This window comes from Collinsella sp. BG-O-102, assembly GCF_023656745.1.
Lineage (GTDB): Bacteria > Actinomycetota > Coriobacteriia > Coriobacteriales > Coriobacteriaceae > Collinsella.
Window position 1 is genome coordinate 62,963 of the sequence record NZ_JAMOKO010000002.1, and the last position, 20,444, is coordinate 83,406.

General features: G+C 60.6%; 15 protein-coding genes. 3 read left to right on the forward strand and 12 right to left on the reverse strand.

Annotated features, from left to right (window positions below):
* Positions 1–177: 177 nt before the first annotated feature.
* From NBH09_RS01460 to NBH09_RS01470, 3 genes are all read right to left on the reverse strand, one after another.
* Positions 178–1,215, reverse strand: coding sequence for a putative endonuclease domain-containing protein (locus NBH09_RS01460; RefSeq protein ID WP_250786858.1), 1,038 nt, complete (start codon positions 1,213–1,215; stop codon positions 178–180).
* A 215-nt stretch (positions 1,216–1,430) separates the two neighbouring features.
* Positions 1,431–3,329 carry an ABC transporter ATP-binding protein gene (locus NBH09_RS01465; protein WP_250786859.1) on the reverse strand — a complete coding sequence of 633 codons (1,899 nt, stop codon included), beginning with the start codon at positions 3,327–3,329 and terminating at the stop codon, positions 1,431–1,433.
* A complete protein-coding gene (locus NBH09_RS01470) occupies positions 3,322–5,151 on the reverse strand; it encodes an ABC transporter ATP-binding protein (protein ID WP_250786860.1) in 1,830 nt (609 codons plus the stop codon). Before NBH09_RS01470 ends, NBH09_RS01465 begins: the two co-directional genes overlap by 8 nt.
* A 258-nt stretch (positions 5,152–5,409) precedes the next feature.
* On the opposite strand from NBH09_RS01470, the gene NBH09_RS01475 reads away from it, so the two are divergent.
* Positions 5,410–6,756 (forward strand): MATE family efflux transporter, encoded by a 1,347-nt coding sequence (locus NBH09_RS01475; protein ID WP_250786861.1) that lies wholly within the window; start codon positions 5,410–5,412, stop codon positions 6,754–6,756.
* Positions 6,757–7,149: 393 nt separating this feature from the next.
* On the opposite strand, the gene NBH09_RS01480 is transcribed toward NBH09_RS01475, so the two are convergent.
* The 7 genes from NBH09_RS01480 to NBH09_RS01510 form a co-directional block, all read right to left on the reverse strand.
* Positions 7,150–7,572 (reverse strand): PIN domain-containing protein, encoded by a 423-nt coding sequence (locus NBH09_RS01480; protein ID WP_117770055.1) that lies wholly within the window; start codon positions 7,570–7,572, stop codon positions 7,150–7,152.
* Positions 7,569–7,961 carry a type II toxin-antitoxin system Phd/YefM family antitoxin gene (locus NBH09_RS01485; protein WP_158556910.1) on the reverse strand — a complete coding sequence of 131 codons (393 nt, stop codon included), beginning with the start codon at positions 7,959–7,961 and terminating at the stop codon, positions 7,569–7,571. The genes NBH09_RS01480 and NBH09_RS01485 overlap by 4 nt, the downstream gene beginning before the upstream one ends.
* A 284-nt stretch (positions 7,962–8,245) precedes the next feature.
* Entirely contained in the window at positions 8,246–10,474 is a 2,229-nt protein-coding gene (ligA, locus tag NBH09_RS01490) for an NAD-dependent DNA ligase LigA (RefSeq protein WP_117770057.1), read from the reverse strand.
* 248 nt (positions 10,475–10,722) lie between these two features.
* On the reverse strand, positions 10,723–12,183 hold the full coding sequence (locus NBH09_RS01495; RefSeq protein WP_250786862.1) for a S1C family serine protease: 1,461 nt from the start codon (positions 12,181–12,183) through the stop codon (positions 10,723–10,725).
* Positions 12,184–12,391: 208 nt separating this feature from the next.
* On the reverse strand, positions 12,392–13,054 hold the full coding sequence (locus NBH09_RS01500) for a response regulator transcription factor (protein ID WP_117770059.1): 663 nt from the start codon (positions 13,052–13,054) through the stop codon (positions 12,392–12,394).
* A gap of 50 nt (positions 13,055–13,104) precedes the next feature.
* The gene (locus NBH09_RS01505) at positions 13,105–14,442 is read right to left on the reverse strand and encodes a glutamine synthetase family protein (RefSeq protein WP_117770060.1); all 1,338 of its coding nucleotides are present in this window, start codon (positions 14,440–14,442) and stop codon (positions 13,105–13,107) included.
* 134 nt (positions 14,443–14,576) lie between these two features.
* The gene (locus NBH09_RS01510; protein ID WP_250786863.1) at positions 14,577–15,599 is read right to left on the reverse strand and encodes a LacI family DNA-binding transcriptional regulator; all 1,023 of its coding nucleotides are present in this window, start codon (positions 15,597–15,599) and stop codon (positions 14,577–14,579) included.
* 235 nt (positions 15,600–15,834) lie between these two features.
* Here NBH09_RS01510 and NBH09_RS01515 point away from each other — a divergent pair, with 235 nt between their 5' ends.
* The gene (locus NBH09_RS01515) at positions 15,835–16,869 is read left to right on the forward strand and encodes a sugar kinase (RefSeq protein ID WP_250786864.1); all 1,035 of its coding nucleotides are present in this window, start codon (positions 15,835–15,837) and stop codon (positions 16,867–16,869) included.
* A gap of 253 nt (positions 16,870–17,122) precedes the next feature.
* Entirely contained in the window at positions 17,123–17,764 is a 642-nt protein-coding gene (eda, locus tag NBH09_RS01520; RefSeq protein ID WP_250786865.1) for a bifunctional 4-hydroxy-2-oxoglutarate aldolase/2-dehydro-3-deoxy-phosphogluconate aldolase, read from the forward strand.
* Between the two features lie 392 nt (positions 17,765–18,156).
* On the opposite strand, the gene NBH09_RS01525 is transcribed toward eda, so the two are convergent.
* Together NBH09_RS01525 and NBH09_RS01530 are read right to left on the reverse strand one after the other, a co-directional pair.
* Positions 18,157–18,849, reverse strand: a complete 693-nt coding sequence (locus NBH09_RS01525; RefSeq protein WP_195246050.1) for a GntR family transcriptional regulator — start codon at positions 18,847–18,849, stop codon at positions 18,157–18,159.
* A 257-nt stretch (positions 18,850–19,106) separates the two neighbouring features.
* Positions 19,107–20,441 carry a gluconate:H+ symporter gene (locus NBH09_RS01530; RefSeq protein ID WP_161115492.1) on the reverse strand — a complete coding sequence of 445 codons (1,335 nt, stop codon included), beginning with the start codon at positions 20,439–20,441 and terminating at the stop codon, positions 19,107–19,109.
* Positions 20,442–20,444: the final 3 nt, after the last annotated feature.

Genomic DNA, 20,444 nt, shown 5'->3' on the forward strand with positions numbered 1-20,444 from the left:
ATCATGCCAACACCCGTACGACAGGACAGGCCACTTCGAGCAAGACCGGCCTCCCAAGCCCATCCTCAGCACGCAAACCATCACAACATTCGATGCTTTTCTCGTTTTTGGCAAAAAACGTTGAATGTTGTGATGGTTTGTCTGCCCACGGCACCCCGTAGAAGGGCCGGAACGCCCCTAGAGGCCGCCGTCCCAGTGCCGAATCACGAATTCTCGCAGGTCGTTCTGACGTTTCTGAAACGCTTCGCTTCGATCGCACTTAAGGCCCATAGCGAGCGCGATGGCGTTCATCGCCCGATGCAATTGCAGCTGATGGGCAAACTGAGTCCCGGTGAGGACGATCATCCTAAAGCCCAGCGCGCTCAGCACGGTCATACGCTCCGCATCCGACGCGCTGCGCTGTTTATCAAGATGGTCCGAGCCGTTGTATTCAATCCCCGTACCGCTCGCAGGCGCATATACGTCGATTTCGAAATACCCGGCCTTCGCGAGATATTTGAACTCGCTGGGAACATTGACCCGATGGTTGAGCTCGATCTTGGCGTATCCCAGCCCGCCCTGGGAACGTTTTGCTACGATCATGATTGCGGTGGCCGTCTCCATGGGCGACCGCGCGCCATCGTGCACGCGCTTGAGCACGGCGGCCGCGCGTATAGCCCCCTGACGAGATCGGTTCTCATTGCAATAAGCATTCAAATCGGCAACGGTATGCCTCTGCCCCATCTCGATATAATCGCCTGTCGACAGGTGATTCAAATGGTATCGGGCGCAGATTTCGTAGCCATATTCCAGCTGCTCGGGTTCGCTCATCCACGAACCCGCCTGGACAAAGCACATGACCTCATCAACCACCAGAAGGCCCTCTGCCACTTCGATAAGATGGCCTGGAGGTACCGGCGCCCCAAACACGTGACACCTAAATCCAGCCGGCGTCGAGCGCTCAAAATCGAAGTTGACGAGCGTGTCGATATGATCGAGCTCTTCTCGTGGAATACCAAGCGAAACCAGATAGTCGGCAACGATCCCAACTGCCGTTGAAGCCCTCAGCCCCTTGGCATCGAGTCCCAATTTGGGCAGGCTCGCAATCGGCTCCGCCTCGTTAGCAAGCGAGTCCTCATCGTATAGACTGCTTGCTCTCGAGAGCGGCTCGGACGGACGTGCCACGTTGTGGTACAGCCAGGCAGTCTTATGGGACAGGACGATCGGCAGGTCCATGAGCCCTCCAATGGAGTCGGATAACCAACCTTATTCCCCTGCCCACGGGTCCGCACACCCTCATGCGCAAGAAAGCGGTTCCACCCGGTCGAGTGGCAGAAAAACCATCACAACATTCGATGCTTTTCCCGATTTTGGCAAAAAACGTCGAATGTTGTGGTGGTTTGAGGCGAGGTGAGGGGCACGGAGGGATCAAAGCATCGTGCTCGAACGGGTTAATCCAACTCTTTTAAGCCATGCGCCAGCTGCCAGTACTCGCCGTGCTGGGCGAGCAGCTCTTCGTGCGTGCCGCGCTCGATGATGCGGCCGTGTTCGAGGACCATGATGGCGTCGGCGTCGCGGACAGTGGACAGGCGGTGCGCGATCATAAACGTGGTGCGACCGCGCATGATGCGGTCCATACCGCGCTCGATGAGCTTTTCGGTACGCGTGTCAATGGAGCTCGTGGCCTCGTCCAGGATGAGCACCGGCGGATCGGCGACGGCCACGCGCGCGATGGCGAGCAGCTGACGCTGACCCTGCGACAGGTTGGCGCCGTCGGCCGTGACCGGTGTGTCGTAGCCCCGCGGCAGGCGGCGGATAAACGAGTCGGCGCAGGCGGCCTCGGCAGCGGCGCGCACCTCCTCGTCGGTCGCGTCGAGCTTGCCAAAGCGGATGTTCTGCGCAATGGTGCCGCTAAACAGGTGCGTGTCCTGCAGCACAATGCCGAGCGACCCGCGCAGGCTGGCCTTGGCAATGTGCTTGACGTCGATGCCGTCGTACGTGATCTCGCCGTCATCGACCTCGTAGAAGCGGTTGATGAGGTTGGTGATGGTCGTCTTGCCGGCACCCGTGGAGCCCACAAACGCGATCTTTTGCCCCGGCTTGGCAAACAGGTTGAGGTCCGTGAGCACGCGGGTGCCCGGCACGTAGGAAAAATCCACGGCATGGAAGCGCACGTCGCCGGCAAGCGGGACCAAACCGCACGTGAGCTCGGTGCCGTCGGCAGCCACCGCGCGGCCCGACTCATCAACGGCTGCCACATCATGCAAATGCCCGTACGTGCCCACGCCCTGGCCCTCGGGAATCTTCCACGCCCACGCGGCGTCGCCCGTCTGCACCAGCTCCACGCAGCCCTCGTCCACCTCGGGCTCAAGGTCCATGGCGGCAAACAGGCGCTCGGCACCGGCCAGCGCGTTGAGCAAGAAGTTGCCCAGCTGCGTAAACTGGTTGATGGGCATGGCCGCCTGGCGCACAAAGACCAGGTAGCTCGCGAGCGCGCCCACGTCGGCAAGTCCCTTGATGCAGAGCATGCCGCCCGCCACGGCAACGATGGCGTAGTTGACGTAGCCGATCACCACGGTCATGGGCACCATTGAGTTGGCATAGCTCACGGCGGCGGTGCCGGTGCGGCGAAGCTCGTCGTTGCGGCAGGTGAAGCCGGCGACATTCGCCGCCTCGCGGTTAAAGACCTTGATGACCTTTTGGCCCGAGACCATCTCTTCGATATATCCATCCAGGTCGCCAAGCGATGCCTGCTGGGCGGCAAAGAAACGCTTAGAGCGCGCGCCCGAGTAGCGCGCATACAGCACAATGGCCGCATCGCACACGAGCGTGATAATCGTGAGCTGCCAGTTAAGGATGATGAGCATGGCCGTGGTGCCCACAACCTGAATGGCGGCCTGAATCACGTTGGCAAAGCTGTTGTTGAGCGCCTCGGAGACGGTGTCGACGTCGTTGGTGAAAAAACTCATGATGTCGCCCGAGCGCGTGCTGTCAAAATAACTGAGCGGCAGCGTCTGGATGTGCGCGAACAGGTCGCGGCGAATATCGGACACCACGCGTTGGGCCGCGCGCACCATGATCTGTGAGTAGCCCAGGGCCGAGAGCACGCCCGCGGCGTAGATGATCGCCGTCAGGATAACCTGCTTGGCAAGCAGTTCCTCCCCGCCCGTGGCCAAACCGTTAACGATGGGACGCACCATGTAGGTGCCGACGAGGCTCGCAATGGCGGCGACGGAGGCGAGCACGCCCACCGCAAGCAGCGAGAACTTGGCATGCCCCATGTAGGAGAGCAAGCGGCGCACAGTGCGCTTGAGGTCGGCCGGGCGTGCTTGGGCTGCGGTCTTAGGCACGGCGCTCACCCCCTTCCAAGGGTGATCCGCATGCGACGGAGGAAAACGGATCATTCGCGCAACCATCGTCGTTGCCATCGCCGGCGTCCGCGTTCCCCGCAAACTCCATCTGCGAGGCGTAAATCTCCTGGTATATGTTGTCGCCCGCCAGCAGTTCCTCGTGCGTGCCCACGCCGTGGACACGACCGTCGTCCAGCACCACAATGCGATCGGCATCCATGACACTCGCGATGCGCTGGGCGATGATGAGCACGGTCGTATCGGAAATCCGGGCGATGTGCTCGCGAATCTTAGCGTCGGTCGCCATATCGACCGCGCTGGTGGAGTCATCAAAAATGAGCACGCGCGGATGCTTGAGCAGCGTGCGCGCGATGCACAGGCGTTGCTTCTGGCCACCCGAGACACCGGCGCCGCCTTGGCCCAACTCGCCGTCCAGCCCGCCGATGCGATCAAGGAACTCGTCCACGCACGCCGCGCGGCAAGCCGCGAGGAGCTCATCGTCCGACGCCTGCGGATTGCCCCACTGCAGGTTCTCGCGCACGGTACCCGTAAACAGCACATTCTTTTGCAGCACAATGCCCACAGCGTCGCGCAAGGCGGCGAGGTCGTAGTCGCGCACGTCGTGTCCGCCCACAAGCACGGCGCCTTCGGTAGCGTCGTACAGGCGCGCAATCAGCTGCACAAGTGAGCTCTTGCCCGAGCCCGTGCCGCCGAGGATGCCCACCGTCGAGCCGCTCTCGATGCGAAGGTCGATATGCTCGAGCACATCCTCGGCTGCATCCGCGCGGTATTTAAAGGAAACGTCGCGAAACTCGATACTGCCGTCCGCTGGCGCCGCAATCGCGAGGTCTCCCGCGGGGTTGGCGATAAAGGGCTCCTCATCGAGCACCTCGGCGATACGGCCCACACTCGTAAGAGCGCGCGTGAGCAGCAAAAACACGTTGGAAATCATCATGAGCGAATTCATGATCAGCAGCACGTAGCTCATAAAGCCTGTGAGCGAGCCCACGCCCAGCTTGCCGGCGAGAATCATGCGGCCGCCAATCCACAGGATGGAGAGCGCAGCCACGTACATCGACAGCTGAAACACCGGCAGGTTGAGCACCGCGCTGCCAAAGGTCTTTGTCGCAGTGCCGGCGAGCTCGGTATTGACGGTGTCGAACTTGGCCTCCTCGTGCTCGGCACGCACATACGCCTTGACGGCACGCACGGCGGTGAGGTCTTCCTGTACCACGCCGTTGAGGTGGTCCATCGAGGTCTGGAGTTGGCGGTAGAGCGGACTGACGCGATAGGTGATGGCGCCCAGTACGATTGCCAGCACGGGCAAGATGATCGCAAAGACGGTGGCGAGCGGGCGCGACAGCATCAGCGCGTAGATAAGGCCGACGATAAGCGTCACCGGGCCGCGCACCATAGGGCGAAAGCCGTTGCCCACAGCATTTTGGATAACGGTGATGTCCGTGGTCATGCGGGTGACGAGCGAGCTGGCGTCGTAGTTGTCCAGGTTACCAAAAGCGAGCGTCTGAATCTTTTTGTACTCGGCCTCGCGCAGGTTAGCGCCTAGGCCCGAGGCAACGCGGGCGGACGTGCAGGCATAACCCAAGCCCAGTACCAGCGAAAGCGCAGCGCACACCAGCATGTACGCGCCCTGCAGCAGCATGTAGTTGATATCACCCGCAGGCACGCCCACATCGATGATGTTGGCCATGATGACCGGGATAAACAGCTCGAGCACCGTCTCGACCGACACAAAGAACACGCCGAGGATGGCATCGCGACGGTATGCCCCTAGATAGGAAAACAGTATTTTGAGATTGCGCACGCAGGTTCAACCCCCATCAAACGTTGTTCGCAAACGCACGTATTATTGCGCGCCGAATAATGGTGTCAAGTATTCCGAAATCGTTTTCTGCAAGGTTAGCGCCGGCGGCGAGTTCTCGTGATGTGTGTCCATATTCACTCGGAATAATGGTGCGCGAGACTTTTTCGCTCCGGCGTCAACACAAACCTTGACTCTACAATCGTTGTAGGGTTTTCACTACACTGGTACGTAAACAAACCCAGCCAGAAAGCCCCGCCCATGGAACACGACCTCACACGCGGCAATGTCCTTAAGACCATCGCGGTCTTTGCCCTGCCCTATATGCTCTCGTACTTTTTGCAGATGCTCTACGGCATGGCCGACCTGTACATGATGGGGCAGTTTAGCGGCGCCGCCGGTATCACCGCCGTGGGCAATGGCGCGCAGACGCTCTATATCATTACCGTGACGCTCGTGGGCCTGGCCATGGGAACGACGGTGATCGTCGGCCACGCCGTGGGCTCGCGCCGCTTCGACCGCGCCGAGACCGCCATCGGCAATACCATCACGCTCTTTATGGGCGTCTCGGTGGTGCTGGCCGCTGTCCTGCTTGCATTGTGTCCGCAGATTGTGGCACTCATTGGCACGCCGGCCGAGGCGGTCGAAGGAACCGCCGCCTACCTGCGCATCTGCTTTGTCGGCATTCCGTTTATCGCCGCATACAACATCCTCTCGGCCATCTTTCGCGGGCTGGGCGATTCGCGCTCGCCCATGTACGTGATCGGCGTGGCATGCATCATCAACATCGCGCTCGACTTTCTATTTATCGGCCACATGGGACTCGGCCCCGTGGGTGCGGCGCTCGGCACGGTAACCGCCCAGACGGCAAGCGTTGCCCTCGCGCTCGTGTGGCTCAAGAGCCGTCGCACGAACATCCACGTTAAGCGTAGCGACCTGCGCCCCCAGCCCGAGGTGCTCGGCAGCATTCTTAAGATCGGCGTGCCCGTGGCCGTGCAGGACGGCTGCATCCAGGTGGCGTTTATGTTCATCACCGTCATTGCCAACCACCGAGGGCTCGTCGACGCTGCCGCCGTGGGCCTGGCCGAAAAGATGATCAGCTTTTTGTTCATTGTGCCGAGTTCCATGGGCGCTACCGTCAGTGCACTCACGGCGCAAAACGCCGGCGCGGGCAAGGGCGACCGTGCACGTCAGGTGCTCAAAGACGCCATGACGATCTCGGTGGTGTACGGCTGTCTGATCACGGTGCTGATGTGGCTAGTGGCGCCGGCGTTTATCGGCTTTTTTGCCAAGGACGCCGCGGTAGTCGCGGCCGGCACCGGCTATATGCGCAGCTATATTTTCGACGCGATTTTTGCCGGCATCCACATTTGCTTTAGCGGCTTTTTCGCTGCGTATGGCAAGAGCTACATCGGCTTTGCGCACAACGTACTAGCCGTGGCGCTCATTCGCGTGCCGGGCGCGTGGCTGCTGTCGAACGCCTATTCCGACACGCTGTTTCCCATGGGCATCGCCTCGCCGTGCGGATCGATTTTGTCGGCGGTCATCTGTGTTGTCGCGTTTACCGTGCTCAACCGGCGCGGGGCTTTTGACAAGTTGGCAGCGTAGCGGGGCAACGTGAGATTGCCCTGATCGACGACATCATCAGCGACGATCCCACAACCTACGTGACGCAGATCACGGTGCCGGTTGCCCCGTCCAAATAAGAACTGCCCAGAAAACGTTCGGCTGAAAGCAGAATCTTGACGTTATAGGCCATATTTTGCCTCAAGGTCATCGAGAGCCTCAAAGGCATCACGCGCCATGCCAGCAGTACGCTCCCGCTCGGCCACAGCTATACGAGCCATCAGACGAGCCTTAGCCTGTTCCTGAACCATGAAGTCATAGTCTTCAGATCGAAGTACAACAAATTTGCTATAGCCGTTTTTTGTAACAGTCACTGGACCAGGAGCCTCCCAACAAGCTCGCCAAACGCCGGGGACAATCCCCGATATGGCGGTTTTACTCCTCCGGAATCGGAAACGCACGGATGAACTCTGCAGGCGAGAAGGTCTTGATGGTCGAGCGCACAAAAGCGGCGCGGTCACGCGTGATGATAAAGTCCACGCCGGCACGCTCGGCCATCGCACGGATACAGCCGTCCTCAAAGTCCGGCTCATCGGAATAGGCGGAGGTAAAACAAGCTTCTTGGTCGAGAGGCTCTACCGAGTAGCTCTTAAGACAGTCGCGCACTACCTCGCGGGCGCGCGCCTCGTCTGTCTGTTTAGTGAGAATGTAGTACGCGTCCTTGAGAGAGCAGGCCGAAACAACACCCTCGATAAGTCCCACGTCAACGAGCCCCTTGATCGTTTGCGCCGCTGCGTGCTCCAGCCGGCCCGGAAGCACGCAATCGAGCAGAAAGTTGGTATCAAGAAATGCCCTCATAGGTAGCGCTCCCTCGCGACGCGCTTTTCATCTTCAACCGTCATCGTATCGAGCGGCGTTCCCTTTGGCATGTTAGCCACGATATCGAGATACTCCTGGTAGTCCTCATTCTCCGCGAGCATCTCACGGATCTCCTTCCAGGTGATCTTGGGATGCCACATCGTACCCACGTCGCGCTTGGGCTTGTCCGTGCCGCACGCCGGCTTTGCGCCCCCACGCTCCTGAGCAGCGTCATATTCCACCGCAACGGGGCTTTCATAGTCGAGCGGCACGATCTTGAACAACGGCTTGCTCCGCTTGAAGACCACAACCTCCTCGCCATCATTGGCAACCCTTTCGGCCACCTGCGTAAGGTTTTGGCGCAGTTCCGAAAACGCGACGGTAACCATAACTGCTCCTCTCAACATATATCTTTACTGCTAAGTATACACGTTAATGTTAATGTTAAAGTGTATAAAACTCATCACGATGGGGCAGCCCTGTTGTGGGACCTCACTGCGGGGCCCCTTTGCTTTGTATGAATCTTCTATCGCTCCGGAACGACACCGCTCCGCAGGGTCACCCTCAGCAACCTACATGACGCGGATCATGCTGCCCGCCACCACGCCCAAATAAAAACCTCCCGGAAAGTATCAACCTTTCCGGGAGGTTTTCTAATTTGATTATCGATGTCCTAAGCCTGGGGCACCTGACCAGTCGCCAGGATCTGCTCGAGTGCGTCCTCGTCCAGCACGGGCACGCCCAGCTGCTCGGCCTTGGTGAGCTTGGAGCCCGCTTTGGGGCCGGCGACCAGATAGCTCGTCTTCTTTGAAACACTGCCCGAGACCTTGGCACCAAGCACCTTGAGCGCCGCGCCTGCCTCGTCGCGCGTGCGGTTGACGAGCGTGCCGGTGAGCACGAAGGTCAGACCCGCAAGCGGCTGTGCGTCGGCGAGCTCGCCCGCCACGCCAGCGTCGGCTGCGGCTTGCGCGTGCGCGGCGCCCAAATCGACCTCGAGCGACAGGCCCGCCTGGCGCAGGCGCTCCAGCACGGCAAGGTTCTCGGGCACGGCCAGGAACTGCTTAACGCTCGCCGCAATCTTGGGACCGATGCCCTCGCATTCGGCGATGTCCTCTTCGCTCGCCAAGATAAGCTTGTCAATCGACAGGAATCGCTCGGCGATGACCTCGCCCACGCTCTTGCCCACATGGCGGATACCTAGGGCAAACAGCACGCGACCGAGCGGCTGGCTCTTGGACTTGTTGAGCTCGGCGATGATTTTCTCGGCCGTCTTGAGGCCCACCGGAATGGGGTCGCCCTTCTTGACGCCCTTTTTGCTGTTGGAGCTGGCATAGGTGCGCCCCGTGTCCAGGCCTGCGATGTCGTCGACCGTGAGCTGGTAGAAGTCTGCGACATCGTGGATCAGGCCGGCGGCGATCATCTTGTCGACGATCTCGTCGCCCAGGCCGTCGACGTCCATGCAGCCGCGGCTCACCCAGTGGAGCAAGCGCTCCTTGAGCTGTGCGGGGCAATCGATGGAGACGCAACGGTAAGCGACCTCGCCATCCTCGTGGACAACGGGGCTGCCGCACACGGGGCAGACCTCGGGCATGTGCCAGTCGACCGAATCGACCGGGCGCTTGTCGAGCACCGGGCCCACAACCTCGGGGATTACGTCGCCCGCCTTGTGCACGATGATAGTGTCGCCCTCGCGCACGTTTTTGCGGCGGATCTCGTCGATGTTGTGCAGCGTGGCGCGCGCGATGGTGGAGCCGGCGACCGTCACCGGGTCGAACTCGGCGACCGGTGTGAGCACACCGGTGCGGCCCACCTGGATGCGAATTTCGCGCAGGACGGTCTGCTTTTCCTCGGGCGGAAACTTAAAGGCAATGGCCCAGCGCGGCGCGCGGGCGGTAAAGCCCAGGTCGAGCTGCTGCTGGAAGCTGTCGACCTTTACGACCACGCCGTCGATATCGTAGTCCAAGTCGCCGCGGTGCTCGAGGGCCTGGGCGCAGAACTCGTGGACCTCGGCCGGCGTGGCGCAGCGTGCCACGTTGGGGTTGACGCTAAAGCCGGCGCTACGCAGCCAATCGAGAAACTCACGCTGGCTGTGGACGTGCAACGGGTCGGTATCGGCGATGGCATAGATAAAGGTGGCCAGGTCGCGGCGCGCCGTGACCTTGGGGTCCTTTTGGCGCAGGCTGCCGGCGGCGGCGTTGCGCGGGTTGGCGAAGGGGTCGCGGCCCTCGGCATCGGCCTCTTCATTCAGACGCACAAAGCTGCCCTTGGGCATATAGACCTCGCCGCGTACCTCAATGGTGCGCTCGCGGTCGGCGCCCATGTGGGCGAGCGCCGGCTCGGACAGGTGCATGGGCACATCCTTGATAGTACGGACGTTGAGCGACACGTCCTCGCCCGTGGTGCCATCGCCACGTGTGGCTGCGCGTACGAAGGTGCCGTTTTGGTAAGTAAGGGCCACGCCCAGACCGTCGATCTTAAGCTCGCAGGTATAGGTGACGCTACCGGCACCGAGGGCATCCTCAGTGCGCTGGAGCCACGCGTCGAGTTCGTCCAGGTCCATGGCATCGTCCATGGAATACATGCGCGCCATATGCGTGACCGGCGTAAACTGCTCGCTCACGTAGCCGCCCACGCGCTGGGTATAGCTGTCGGGCGTCACCAGGTCAGGGTAGGTGGCCTCGATTTCCTGCAGTTCAACAAGCATTTTGTCGAAGGCGGCGTCCGTGATCTCGGGCGCATCGAGCATGTAGTAGCGATAGGCGTGGTAGTCGAGCTCGTGGCGCAGTTCGGCCGCGCGCGCTGCCGCCTGGGCACGGGCATCGGTCGGTGCGGTGGCTTCCGCGGTCGCGGGCGTTTCGGTATCGATGTCCACACCGTCACCAAACAGGCTCGATTGCTCCATAGCAGCACTCCTTCGCTCGATTTCAAACGGATACTAGAGTACCACCGGTCGCAATGGGGTCGAATAGCCCTTTCGAACCGCACCGAATCGGCAGCCGCCAGACCGGGGTGGGTCGCGCAATCAAACCATGCTCTTATCAGCTCTAAATGACCCGTTTTCCTCCGTCCCCAACGGATCAATAAGTAGAGAGGGGCTGTCCCGCGTTGATGGGACAGCCCCTCTGGCATCGGTATGTGCGATACGGCTCGCTAGTAGCCCTGACCGTAGCCTTGACCCTGGCCCTGCTGGCCCAACAGCTCCTCCAGATACTGGCGCAGCTGCTCGTCGGTAATACCGCCGTTGCCGGTGTCGGTCGCGCTGTCATCCTGCTGCTGGTTCTGCAGCTCCTCATCGGAGCCCAGCTCGACGGTGACCTTCTTCTCTTCCTTGCCGCGCATGAGCGTGATCTCGACCTTCTCGCCCACCTCGTGGCTGCGCAGGGCGATGATCAGGCCATCGGCACTCGTAATCTCGTCGTCGCCCAGCTTGGTAATGACATCGCCCTCCTGGATGCCGGCCTTGGCAGCAGGGCCATCCTCAACGACGCTCGCCACATACGCGCCGCTATCGGTGCTCAGCTTGTTGGTGCGGGCGTTGAGCGCGTTGACGCTCGAAAGCGTGGCGCCCAGGTACGGGTGCACCGGCGTCTTACCGTCGATGATCTGGTCGGCAATGTTCTTGGCGTAGTTAACCGGAATGGCAAAGCCCACGCCCGAGCTGGAGCCCGAATAGCTCTCGATAAGCGAATTAATGCCCACCAGCTCACCATTGTCGTTGACGAGCGCGCCGCCGGAGTTGCCCGGGTTGATGGCGGCATCGGTCTGGATCATGTTGGCATAGATGGTGTTACCGTTGGTAGAGCTCATGGCCGTGGAGCGATACAGCGCCGACACAATGCCCGTGGAGACAGACTGCTCGTTGCCGAACGGCGAGCCGATCGCCATGACCCACTCGCCCACGTTGAGCTTGGAGGAATCACCAATCTCAATCGGCGTGAGCTTGGAGGCGTCAGCATCCTTGAGCTTGATGACAGCCAGGTCGCTCGAAGCATCGTTGCCCACGAACTCAGCCTCGTAGGTGGTGCCGTCGTCCATGGTCACCACGTACTGGTCGTAACCATCGACCACGTGGTTGTTGGTGAGGATGTGGCCCTCGGTATCGAGCACGACGCCCGAACCGACGCTGCCCGAGCTATCCGACTCATCAGCAGACTGCGAAAGCGAGCCATTCTGGCTGCCGCTCGAAGTGGCGGTAATGGAAACGACGGAGGGCAGGGCCTTAGCAGAAACGGCCTCGGCCAGCGTGGTGTCCTCGGAGTCAATGGTGATCTTTTGCGTCGACGAACCCGAAGCACCCGCCGTCACGGCATTCTTGCCACCACCGATATCGAGCGTGCCGCTCATAATGAGCGCAATGACCAGCAGGGCTCCGCAGGCACAGCCGGCAAGCGCCGTAATAAAGATCGGCAGCTTTTTGGTCTTGGTCTTGACCACCGTGTGCTTGTTCACGACCTGCTGGCCACCCAGCGGCTTGCCGGTCTGCGTGTCGTAGGCCTGCACGTAGGGAATGTTACTGCCGGCAGGCGTCGACTCCACCTGCACACGCGGCTGCTGCTGGGTCTCGCCGGCGTTGCCCGCATCCTGGGGACGCTGGGAATCGTACTCGCTCATGGCTGCGATCCTTTCGTCAAATAACCAAAGGCCCGCCAAACATGTGGCGGGCCATCATTGTTCACGTTGAGTTGTACCCCAATATGCGGGCGCAAGTGTATGAGAACGCAATCTTTTAGGAAGGCTTAAGTTCTGCCGCAGACCCGAAAGGAATCCGTACCTGCGTCAAAACCACCACAAAAGTGCCTGTCCCCTTTGTGGTGGAAATCTAGTCTTTAAACAGATAGCCCACGCCGCGGACGGTGGTGATGTGCGCCGCGATCTGCGGACCCACCTTGGAGCGGATGCGTCGAATGTGCACGTCGACGGTGCGCGTGCCGCCGCAGTACTCAAAGCCCCATACGCGGTGCAGCAGCACCTCGCGGCTGTAGGCGCGGTTGGGGTGCGTCGCCAAAAAGCTCAGCAGCGAGTACTCCATCAGCGTCAGGTCGATGGGCTCGTTATCGAGCGTCACCTGGTAGGTGGCCAAGTTGATCTCGAGGTTATCGATGTTGAGCACATCGTCGGCGGCGACGGTCTCCTCCTCGCCCATCAGGCGCTGCGCACGAGACTTAAGCTCGTTGGGCGTCGCCGTGGGGCATACAAAGTCGGCATGCGCGTGATTGGGCAGGCGCAGGGTGCCGAGCGCCTCGTCGTCAACGATCACCAGCATGGGGACGCCGCCGCGGTCGTCGAGCCACTTGGCAATCTGATCGATGCGGTCACTGCGGATGCCATCGGAATCGAGGATCAGCAGGTCAAAGTCGTGCGCCGCAGTCGGCGAATCGGGGGTTGCCAAGCTCACCTCGACACCCAGAGTGGTCGTCAAGCTGCGGGCAAACTCGTGGAAGCGCGTCGTGCGCGCCATGAACAGGGCACTCTTTTCGGACATATCGGCCTCCAAAGAAATGAGCTCAATCGTACTGGAACAAGCCAGCACGATTAGGAGTTCGCCAGGTAGTGCTTGATCTCCCACTCGGTGATCGTAGACTCAAACTTATGCCACTCGTCGCGTTTCTTTTTGAGGAAGAAGCTGTGGATGTGCTCGCCGAGGGCATCCTTCATAAACTGCGAGTCCTCAAACACGTCGAGCGCCTCTTTGAGCGAGCGCGGTAGCGGCGTGTAGCCGGCCTCAACCATCTGACGGTCGGTGAGCTTGAGCGTCTCGGCCGTGGCCTCGGGCGGGAGCTCCAGCTTGCGCTCGATGCCGTCCAGACCAGCCGCCAGCGTGACGGCGTTGACCAGGTACGGGTTGGCCATGGGGTCGGGGCTGCGAAGCTCGATGCGCGTGGACAGCTGCTTGCCGGGCTTGTAGACCGGAATGCGGACCATGCTCGCGCGGTTGCGCAGGCCCCACGTGGCGTACTGCGGCACGGAGTCGCCGCCTGTGGTGATGCGCTTGTACGAGTTGACCGTGGGGTTGGTGATGGCGCTAATCTCGCGGGCATGCGCCAGGATGCCGGCCATGTAGTGCTTGGCGATATCGGAGAGGTGGTACTTCTCGTCGTCCTCGCCCCAAAAGACGTTGTTGCCGTCGTGGTCGAATAGCGACTGGCACAGGAACATAGCGCTGCCGTCCTCGCCCGCCAACGGCTTGGGCATAAAGGAGGCGTGGCAACCGCTCTCGTAGGCCTGCTGCTTAATGATGAGTTTGGCCGTGGTGATGGCGTCGGACATGCTCAGGGCCTCGGCGTGGCGCAGGCTCATGCCGTGCTGCGAGCGGCCGGCAGCGTGGAAGGTGTACTCCACGGGCACGGACATCTTCTCGAGCGTGAGAACCGTGTTGCGGCGCAGGTCGCGGGCGGCATCGCTCACCGAAAGATCGAAGTAGCCCACGTTGTCGAGCGGCTCGGGCGTGTGCTCGTCGGGGAAGTAGTAATACTCCAGCTCGGCACCCACGTTGAGCAGATAGCCAGCCTTCTCGGCCTTGCGGAACATGCGGCGCAGGGCATCGCGTGGATCGCCGGCAAAGGGCTTGCAATCGGGAGTGCACACGTCGCAGAACACGCGGGCGACGCCGTTGTGGCTCGGGCGCCACGGCAGGATCTGGAAGGTCGAAGCATCGGGAAACGCCAGCATGTCGGCTTCCTCGGGCGTGGCAAAGCCCTCGATGGCGGAGCCGTCAAAGCCAATACCCTCCTCAAAAGCGACCTCGAGGTCCTCGGGGCTAATGGCAAAGTTCTTGAGGCGGCCGAGAATGTCGACAAACCACAGACGCACAAAGCGGATGTCACGCTGCTCTACGGAGCGGAGTACGTAATCGATGTTCTGCTGGTTCATGTCGCTCCCCTTTCTTTCGGGCGGGTTTCGACTGGTCTATATCGCAGATACTATCGCAGAAAAATGTTTCCGCAGGGTTAAAGCGTATCAAGCGCTCAAAAAACGTGCGCGAACAGGCAGTTGCGAACGAGCGGCTAACGTGAGGTCGATGCGCGGTATTCGATGCGGCCGGGGATCTCGATGCGTTTGGGCGCCAGCTTTGCGGCCTCGCCCACGGTGGTGGTAACGACGTCGATGCGCTCGGACAGGCGCTCGACTACGCGCTCGGCAATGGTAAGGGTGTCTTGCGCGGCCGTGGTCACACCGCCAAAGAGCACATGGTTCCAGGGATAATCGTCAAACGTCGCGATTTTGAGCCCCGCCGGCAGCGAGGGACCAAGCTGCGCCAGCGCCTCGGTCAGACGCAGGAAAACCAGGCCGTTGACAGCAATGAGGCCGAGCTTTTTGCCTGCATAGCCGCGGATGGTCTCGTCCAAGCGGCCGACGCCCGAGGCGCCACCGTCGGCCAGAGTGACGACCTCACCCGCAAGGCCGCGTCGCGAAAGTTCGTCGGCAAAGGCCTCGGCACGCTCGCGACGCACGGGGCTGTCGTCGCTTGCCTCGGTGAGCAGGCACAGGCGCTCGCTGCCAACGGCGGCGAGCTCGTCTACCAAGCCAGCGACCAGCTCACGGTTGTTAGATGTCACCAGATCGACACCGCCGTCGGCAACGTCGCGGTCGAGCAGCACGACGGGCAGGCGTCCCGCGGCAGCGGCGATGGCTTCGTCGTTACCACCGCAGGTATTGACGACCAGGCCATCCACGCCAGCGTCGATAAGTCTGGTGAGCGACTCGGCCTCCTTGGCGGGGTCGTTGCCGCTAATGGCCGTCATGAGCGAGCAGCCGCGCGCGGCGGCGCTGACGGAAAGCCCTTCGAGCATGGCGCTGGAGAACGGGTTGGCGATGTCGGCCAGGATCACGCCGATGAGGTTGGTGCGCGAGCTGCGTAGATTGCGCGCGGCGGCACGCGGGCGATAGCCGGTGCGCTCGATAACCGCCGCGATGCGAGCACGGGTTTCCTCGGTCATTTGCCCGGGGCGGTTGTTGAGATAGCGCGAGACCGTGGCCGGGCTCACGCCCGCCTCGGCGGCAATGTCCTTGATTCTCATCTGCGCCATAACGCACCCCGTTTCCCAATTGTCGGCGGTCTGAGCCATTTTAGGCATTTTTTTAAAAATCTCGGTTGCAAAACGCTGTAGGTGAGTATACTACAACTCGAAACGAAACCGATTTCGTAAACCGATTTCGGTGAGCGTTGGCACGCAGGTGCAAAGACGCACCCTACCGTCTTGGCACCTGCGTGCCAACGCCATATCAAAGGTGTACGCACGAGCAAGAAGGAGCTACGCGACCATGGGTAAAACGGTTCTTACCTTCGGCGAGATCATGATGAGACTCTCACCCAAAGACCACCTGCGTATTGAGCAGGCAACCGAGTTTGACGTCCGCTACGGCGGCGCCGAGGCCAACACTGCGCTTTCCCTGGCCTACCAGGGCGACAAGGCCGCTTACGTCTCCGTTGTCCCGGCCAACCGTCTGGGCGAGTGCGCCCTGCGTTCGCTGAAGGCCTACGGCGTCGACACCACGCGCGTCGTGCGTCAGGGCGACCGTCTTGGCTCCTATGTGTTTGAGGTCGGCGCCTCGCAGCGCGGTAACGGTTGCGTCTACGACCGCAAGTTCTCTGCCATCAACATGGCCAAGCGCGATGTTTTTGACTGGGACGAGATCCTCAAGGGCATCGATGTCTTCTACTTCTCCGGCGTGACCCCCGCCGTCTCCGACGAGATGGCCGCCGCCTGCAAGGAGGCTCTCGCCGTCTGCCGCGCCAAGGGCATCACCACCGTGTGCGACGTGAACTATCGCGGCAAGATGTGGTCGCCCGAGAAATCGCAGGCAACCATGAAGGAACTCCTGCCGCTCGTCGACATCTGCATCGCCAACGACGAGGATGCGCCTGCCGGCCTTGGCATGACCTGCGTCTCCGGCTCCCTTGCCCACGGCATCGAGGAGCGTGACACCTACGTCGAGATGGCCCGTCAGATCTGCGCCGAGTACGGTTGCAAGAAGGTCGCCTCGGTCGTCCGCAACATTTCCTGCGTCGAGCGCTCCATCTGGATGGGCATGCTCTTTGACGCCGAGAGCGGCGAGCACTGGTTCTCCCCTGCTCACGACGTGCACGTGCTCGAGGGCGTTGCCGCCGGCGACGCTTTCAACGCCGGCCTCGTCCATGCCCTCATCAACGACTTTGACCCGCAGGACGCCGTCAACTACGCGATTGCAGCCTCGATCCTCAAGCTCACCATCAAGGGCGATTCCAACTTGGTTACCGCAAGCGAGATCGCAGCCGTGGCATCCGCCGCCGACGGTGGCACCCGCGTCGCGCGCTAGTCCGTCTCCATTCCGCGGGCCGCAGCTTTCCAATCCCATACCCCTGCGGCCCGCTCCCCGATTCCTCCGGCCGGGCAAAACCACCAGTCCCATTCCGGTTTTGCCTGGCATTCCCTACATGACTGGTCGAGCAGCCGGTTTTGGAATTGCTTGAACCCCAAGCAGTGCCTCCGATAACCAATCCAAAATCGGCTCCTGACCAGCACATTTGGCAATCACGCGCCCATGCGCGCCACACATCGAAAGGAACATCATGTTCGATCAGTTCTACACCACGCTTGAGTCCCTGGGCATCGTGCCGGTCGTTGTGCTCGACAAGGTCGAGGACGCCGCTCCGCTCGCCCACGCCCTTATGGCAGCTGGCATGAAGTCCGCCGAGGTCACCTTCCGCACCGCCTGCGCCGCCGAGTGCATCGCCGCTATGGCCGAGGCCGAGCCCGAGATGTGCGTTGGCGCCGGCACTGTCCTGACCGTCGAGCAGATTGAGCAGGCCCGCGCAGCCGGTGCCAAGTTCATCGTCTCCCCGGGTTACAACGAGGACGTCGTGAAGCACTGCATCGACATCGACCTGCCCGTCCTTCCCGGCACCGTGACCCCCTCCGAGGTCACCGCAGCCGAGAACCTGGGCCTCAAGGTCACCAAGTTCTTCCCCGCGTCCCAGTATGGCGGCCTGAACACCATCAAGGCCCTCGCCGCTCCGTTTGTCGGTCACCGCTTTATGCCTACCGGCGGCGTGAGCACCGCCAACGTCGAGGAGTACCTGAGCTCCTCCGCCATCATCGCCTGCGGTGGCACCTGGATGGTTAAGCCGGCCCTGTTTGCCGACGGCGACTTCTCCAAGGTCGAGCAGATTGCCCGCGAGGCCATGGACGTCGTCAAGAAGGTCCGCGGCTAGGTTTAGCTCTCTATCGTGAAAGGGGGCGTGCCCTAGACCTCGCCCCCTTTCTTTTAAAACGGCTCGGAAGCGCGCCGTTTCCGTCACGAGCAAGAACCGAAAACGTCTTGTATGCTGATAGAACGTGACGGAAGCGACACGCCCCCGAGCCGCTTTGCCTACTCGGCTGGCAGTCGCACTCAACTAAGACACTTCGACAAAAGCCGAACCATCAAAACAGCTGCGGCACCGTCTGGAGGAATGGACCCTTGCTTCCGGTCTTTTCCTCCAAGCGGCGCCGCAGCGTTTTCGTGCCCCGATGTGCCCCGGCACTTGCGGTGGAATACGGACTGCTTACACCATCAGAGCCGCAAAACAATCCCTATTTCACCGCAACTAATGAAGAGAACGAGTTAGATGGCCGAGTCTTTGGACAGCTCAAAATAGTCGGGATGTAAGGCGATAACCGGGCCCTGCTCCTCGGGCATCAGGTGCAGGTGTGTCTCGGCCAGATAGCTCGCCGTGTCGGTATCGCCCTTTTTAATGGCCTCGAGAATTCGGCGATGCTGCCGACGAATCGGCTCCCAATCCAGATCCTGAGAGACCATACGCAACCAGTTGTATCGCTCAAAATGCGTATTGACGCTCTTCATCCAATCCCACAACATGTGGCGGCCGGCAATCTCAAAACACGTCTCATGGAACAGGTTGTCCAGATCGAAAAAGCGACGCGTTTCGCTATGGTCGAGCGACTCGGACTCGGCAAGAATCTGCTCGAGCCGATGCTTTTGCTCGGGCGTGGCGGCCGAACAGCATTTAATAAGCACGCTTCTCTCGAGCTTCTCACGCAAGAAGCAGGCGTTTTCGGCGTGTTCCATGCTGATCTTAGAGACGTAGGTGCCGCTTTTGGGGCGCGTTTCCACCAGCTCCTGCTCACGCAGGCGTACAAAGGACTCGCGAATGGGCGTGCGCCCGATTCCCGTCTCCTTTTCCAGACCAATCGCCGAAAGGCGCGTGCCGGGCTTGAGCTCGGCATAGATGATCTTGGAGCGCAATGCGTTGTATGCCTGGTCTTGCAGGCTCTGATAATGCTGGTGTTGTTCCATAAAGCCCTCGGATGAAGCCTCGGTTAATCGAATACCACCATGCAATACTATCGCATCCCCCGCCCCCTCATAAGTTGCGGTGGAATAGTTCCTGTTCAAGGCCTTCAGCAGCAAAAACAGGAACTATTCCACCGCAACTTATGAGGGGGGACGGGTGCGACATGCCGTTGGTATAAAAAGCAAAGGCCCGCGGACAGTTTGATAGGCAACTGTCCGCGGGCTTGCGGTGAGACACGCTTGTCTTATGCGTTTCTCGCCTAGATAAACAGGCTCAGGATTAGAACCATGATGAGGCCGACAACGGAGTTGACGAGCTCCAACAGGCCCCATGTCTTATAGGTATCCTTCATCGACAGGCCAAACGACTGCTGGAACAGCAGGTAGCCGCCGTCATACATAGGCGTGATGGTATTGGATGCGCAGGCGCAGACCAGTACTGCAAGCACCGGGTTGATGCCAAACTGCGTAACCATAGGCGCCACGACGCCGGCGGCGGTGATGGCCGAGACGGTACCCTGGCCGGTGAGCAGGCGCAGGACCACCGTGATCACCCAAGCCAAAATCAGCGGCGACACTGGCATGAGGCTCACCATGTCGGCAAGCGTCGCGCCAACGCCAGAAGTAATGATGACCTGCTTCATGATGCCGCCGGCACCGATAACGAGCAGCACGTTCGCGACGCCCTTGATAGCATCGGACATAGAGCTAGAGATCTCTCCGCCATCCATGCCGCGCGTATAACCATACGCAACCATGGCAAGAATCATCGTGATGAGCATAGTGATATCTGCGCTACCGATGCAGCTGGCAAGATCGTATGCAAAGCAACCCTCGCCCACCGTGTTCTTGATAATCGAAGCCCCAATCATGATGATTGCCGGGAACAGCGGCACCAGAATGGAAAGCCAAAACGGCGGAAGCTCGTCCGCGGGCCTGCGCTCCGCCGGCTTCATAACATTGCCAAGCGGCATGTCATCGAGACCGGGGATGAAATGGCACAGCAAAAGACCAGAGCAGATAAGTGTCGGAATCGTGACGATCAGACCAAAGATGTAGACCGGCGGAACCTCGGCACCAAAGGCACTCACCAGCGCCATAGGACCAGGCTGCGGCGGAAAAAGAGAATGGCCCATCGTGGTACCAGAAACAGCCGGGATAATCAGGCGCATATAGGGGATGTCGGCCTCTTTGGCGATGCTGATAACGAGCGGCGTAACGATAAGGAACGCCACCTCGTAGAACATGCTCATACCAAAGATAACGCCGATGATCAGAAGCGCAACAGGCAGCAGCTTAATACCGAGCTTGTCAACGATAGTGTCGGCAATCTGCTGCGAGGCACCCGAATCGGTCATCAGTTTTCCGATGGCTGCGCCAAAGATAATGATCAGCGCAAGCGACTTAAGCGTTCCGCCCAGTCCATCTTCCATGGTGGTGACAAGGTCGCCCACAGAGATGCCGTCGGCAAGGGCGATAAAAATGGCGGAAAGAATAAGCGCAATGATGCTGTTGATTTTAAACTTAACGATCATGGCGACCAGCAGGACTACGCCCACCAGCACCCAAAGGAGTGAAACAACTCCCGCATTCATAGA

What these genes read in the sequence shown, in the direction of transcription:
- eda (WP_250786865.1), top strand. Translation starts at nt 17,123, where the DNA reads ATGTTCGATCAGTTCTACACCACGCTTGAGTCCCTGGGCATCGTGCCG.
- NBH09_RS01515 (WP_250786864.1), top strand. Translation starts at nt 15,835, where the DNA reads ATGGGTAAAACGGTTCTTACCTTCGGCGAGATCATGATGAGACTCTCA.
- NBH09_RS01495 (WP_250786862.1), bottom strand. Translation starts at nt 12,183, where the DNA reads ATGAGCGAGTACGATTCCCAGCGTCCCCAGGATGCGGGCAACGCCGGC.
- NBH09_RS01505 (WP_117770060.1), bottom strand. Translation starts at nt 14,442, where the DNA reads ATGAACCAGCAGAACATCGATTACGTACTCCGCTCCGTAGAGCAGCGT.
- NBH09_RS01525 (WP_195246050.1), bottom strand. Translation starts at nt 18,849, where the DNA reads ATGGAACAACACCAGCATTATCAGAGCCTGCAAGACCAGGCATACAAC.
- NBH09_RS01530 (WP_161115492.1), bottom strand. Translation starts at nt 20,441, where the DNA reads ATGAATGCGGGAGTTGTTTCACTCCTTTGGGTGCTGGTGGGCGTAGTC.
- NBH09_RS01510 (WP_250786863.1), bottom strand. Translation starts at nt 15,599, where the DNA reads ATGGCGCAGATGAGAATCAAGGACATTGCCGCCGAGGCGGGCGTGAGC.
- NBH09_RS01485 (WP_158556910.1), bottom strand. Translation starts at nt 7,961, where the DNA reads ATGGTTACCGTCGCGTTTTCGGAACTGCGCCAAAACCTTACGCAGGTG.
- NBH09_RS01460 (WP_250786858.1), bottom strand. Translation starts at nt 1,215, where the DNA reads ATGGACCTGCCGATCGTCCTGTCCCATAAGACTGCCTGGCTGTACCAC.
- ligA (WP_117770057.1), bottom strand. Translation starts at nt 10,474, where the DNA reads ATGGAGCAATCGAGCCTGTTTGGTGACGGTGTGGACATCGATACCGAA.
- NBH09_RS01480 (WP_117770055.1), bottom strand. Translation starts at nt 7,572, where the DNA reads ATGAGGGCATTTCTTGATACCAACTTTCTGCTCGATTGCGTGCTTCCG.
- NBH09_RS01475 (WP_250786861.1), top strand. Translation starts at nt 5,410, where the DNA reads ATGGAACACGACCTCACACGCGGCAATGTCCTTAAGACCATCGCGGTC.
- NBH09_RS01500 (WP_117770059.1), bottom strand. Translation starts at nt 13,054, where the DNA reads ATGTCCGAAAAGAGTGCCCTGTTCATGGCGCGCACGACGCGCTTCCAC.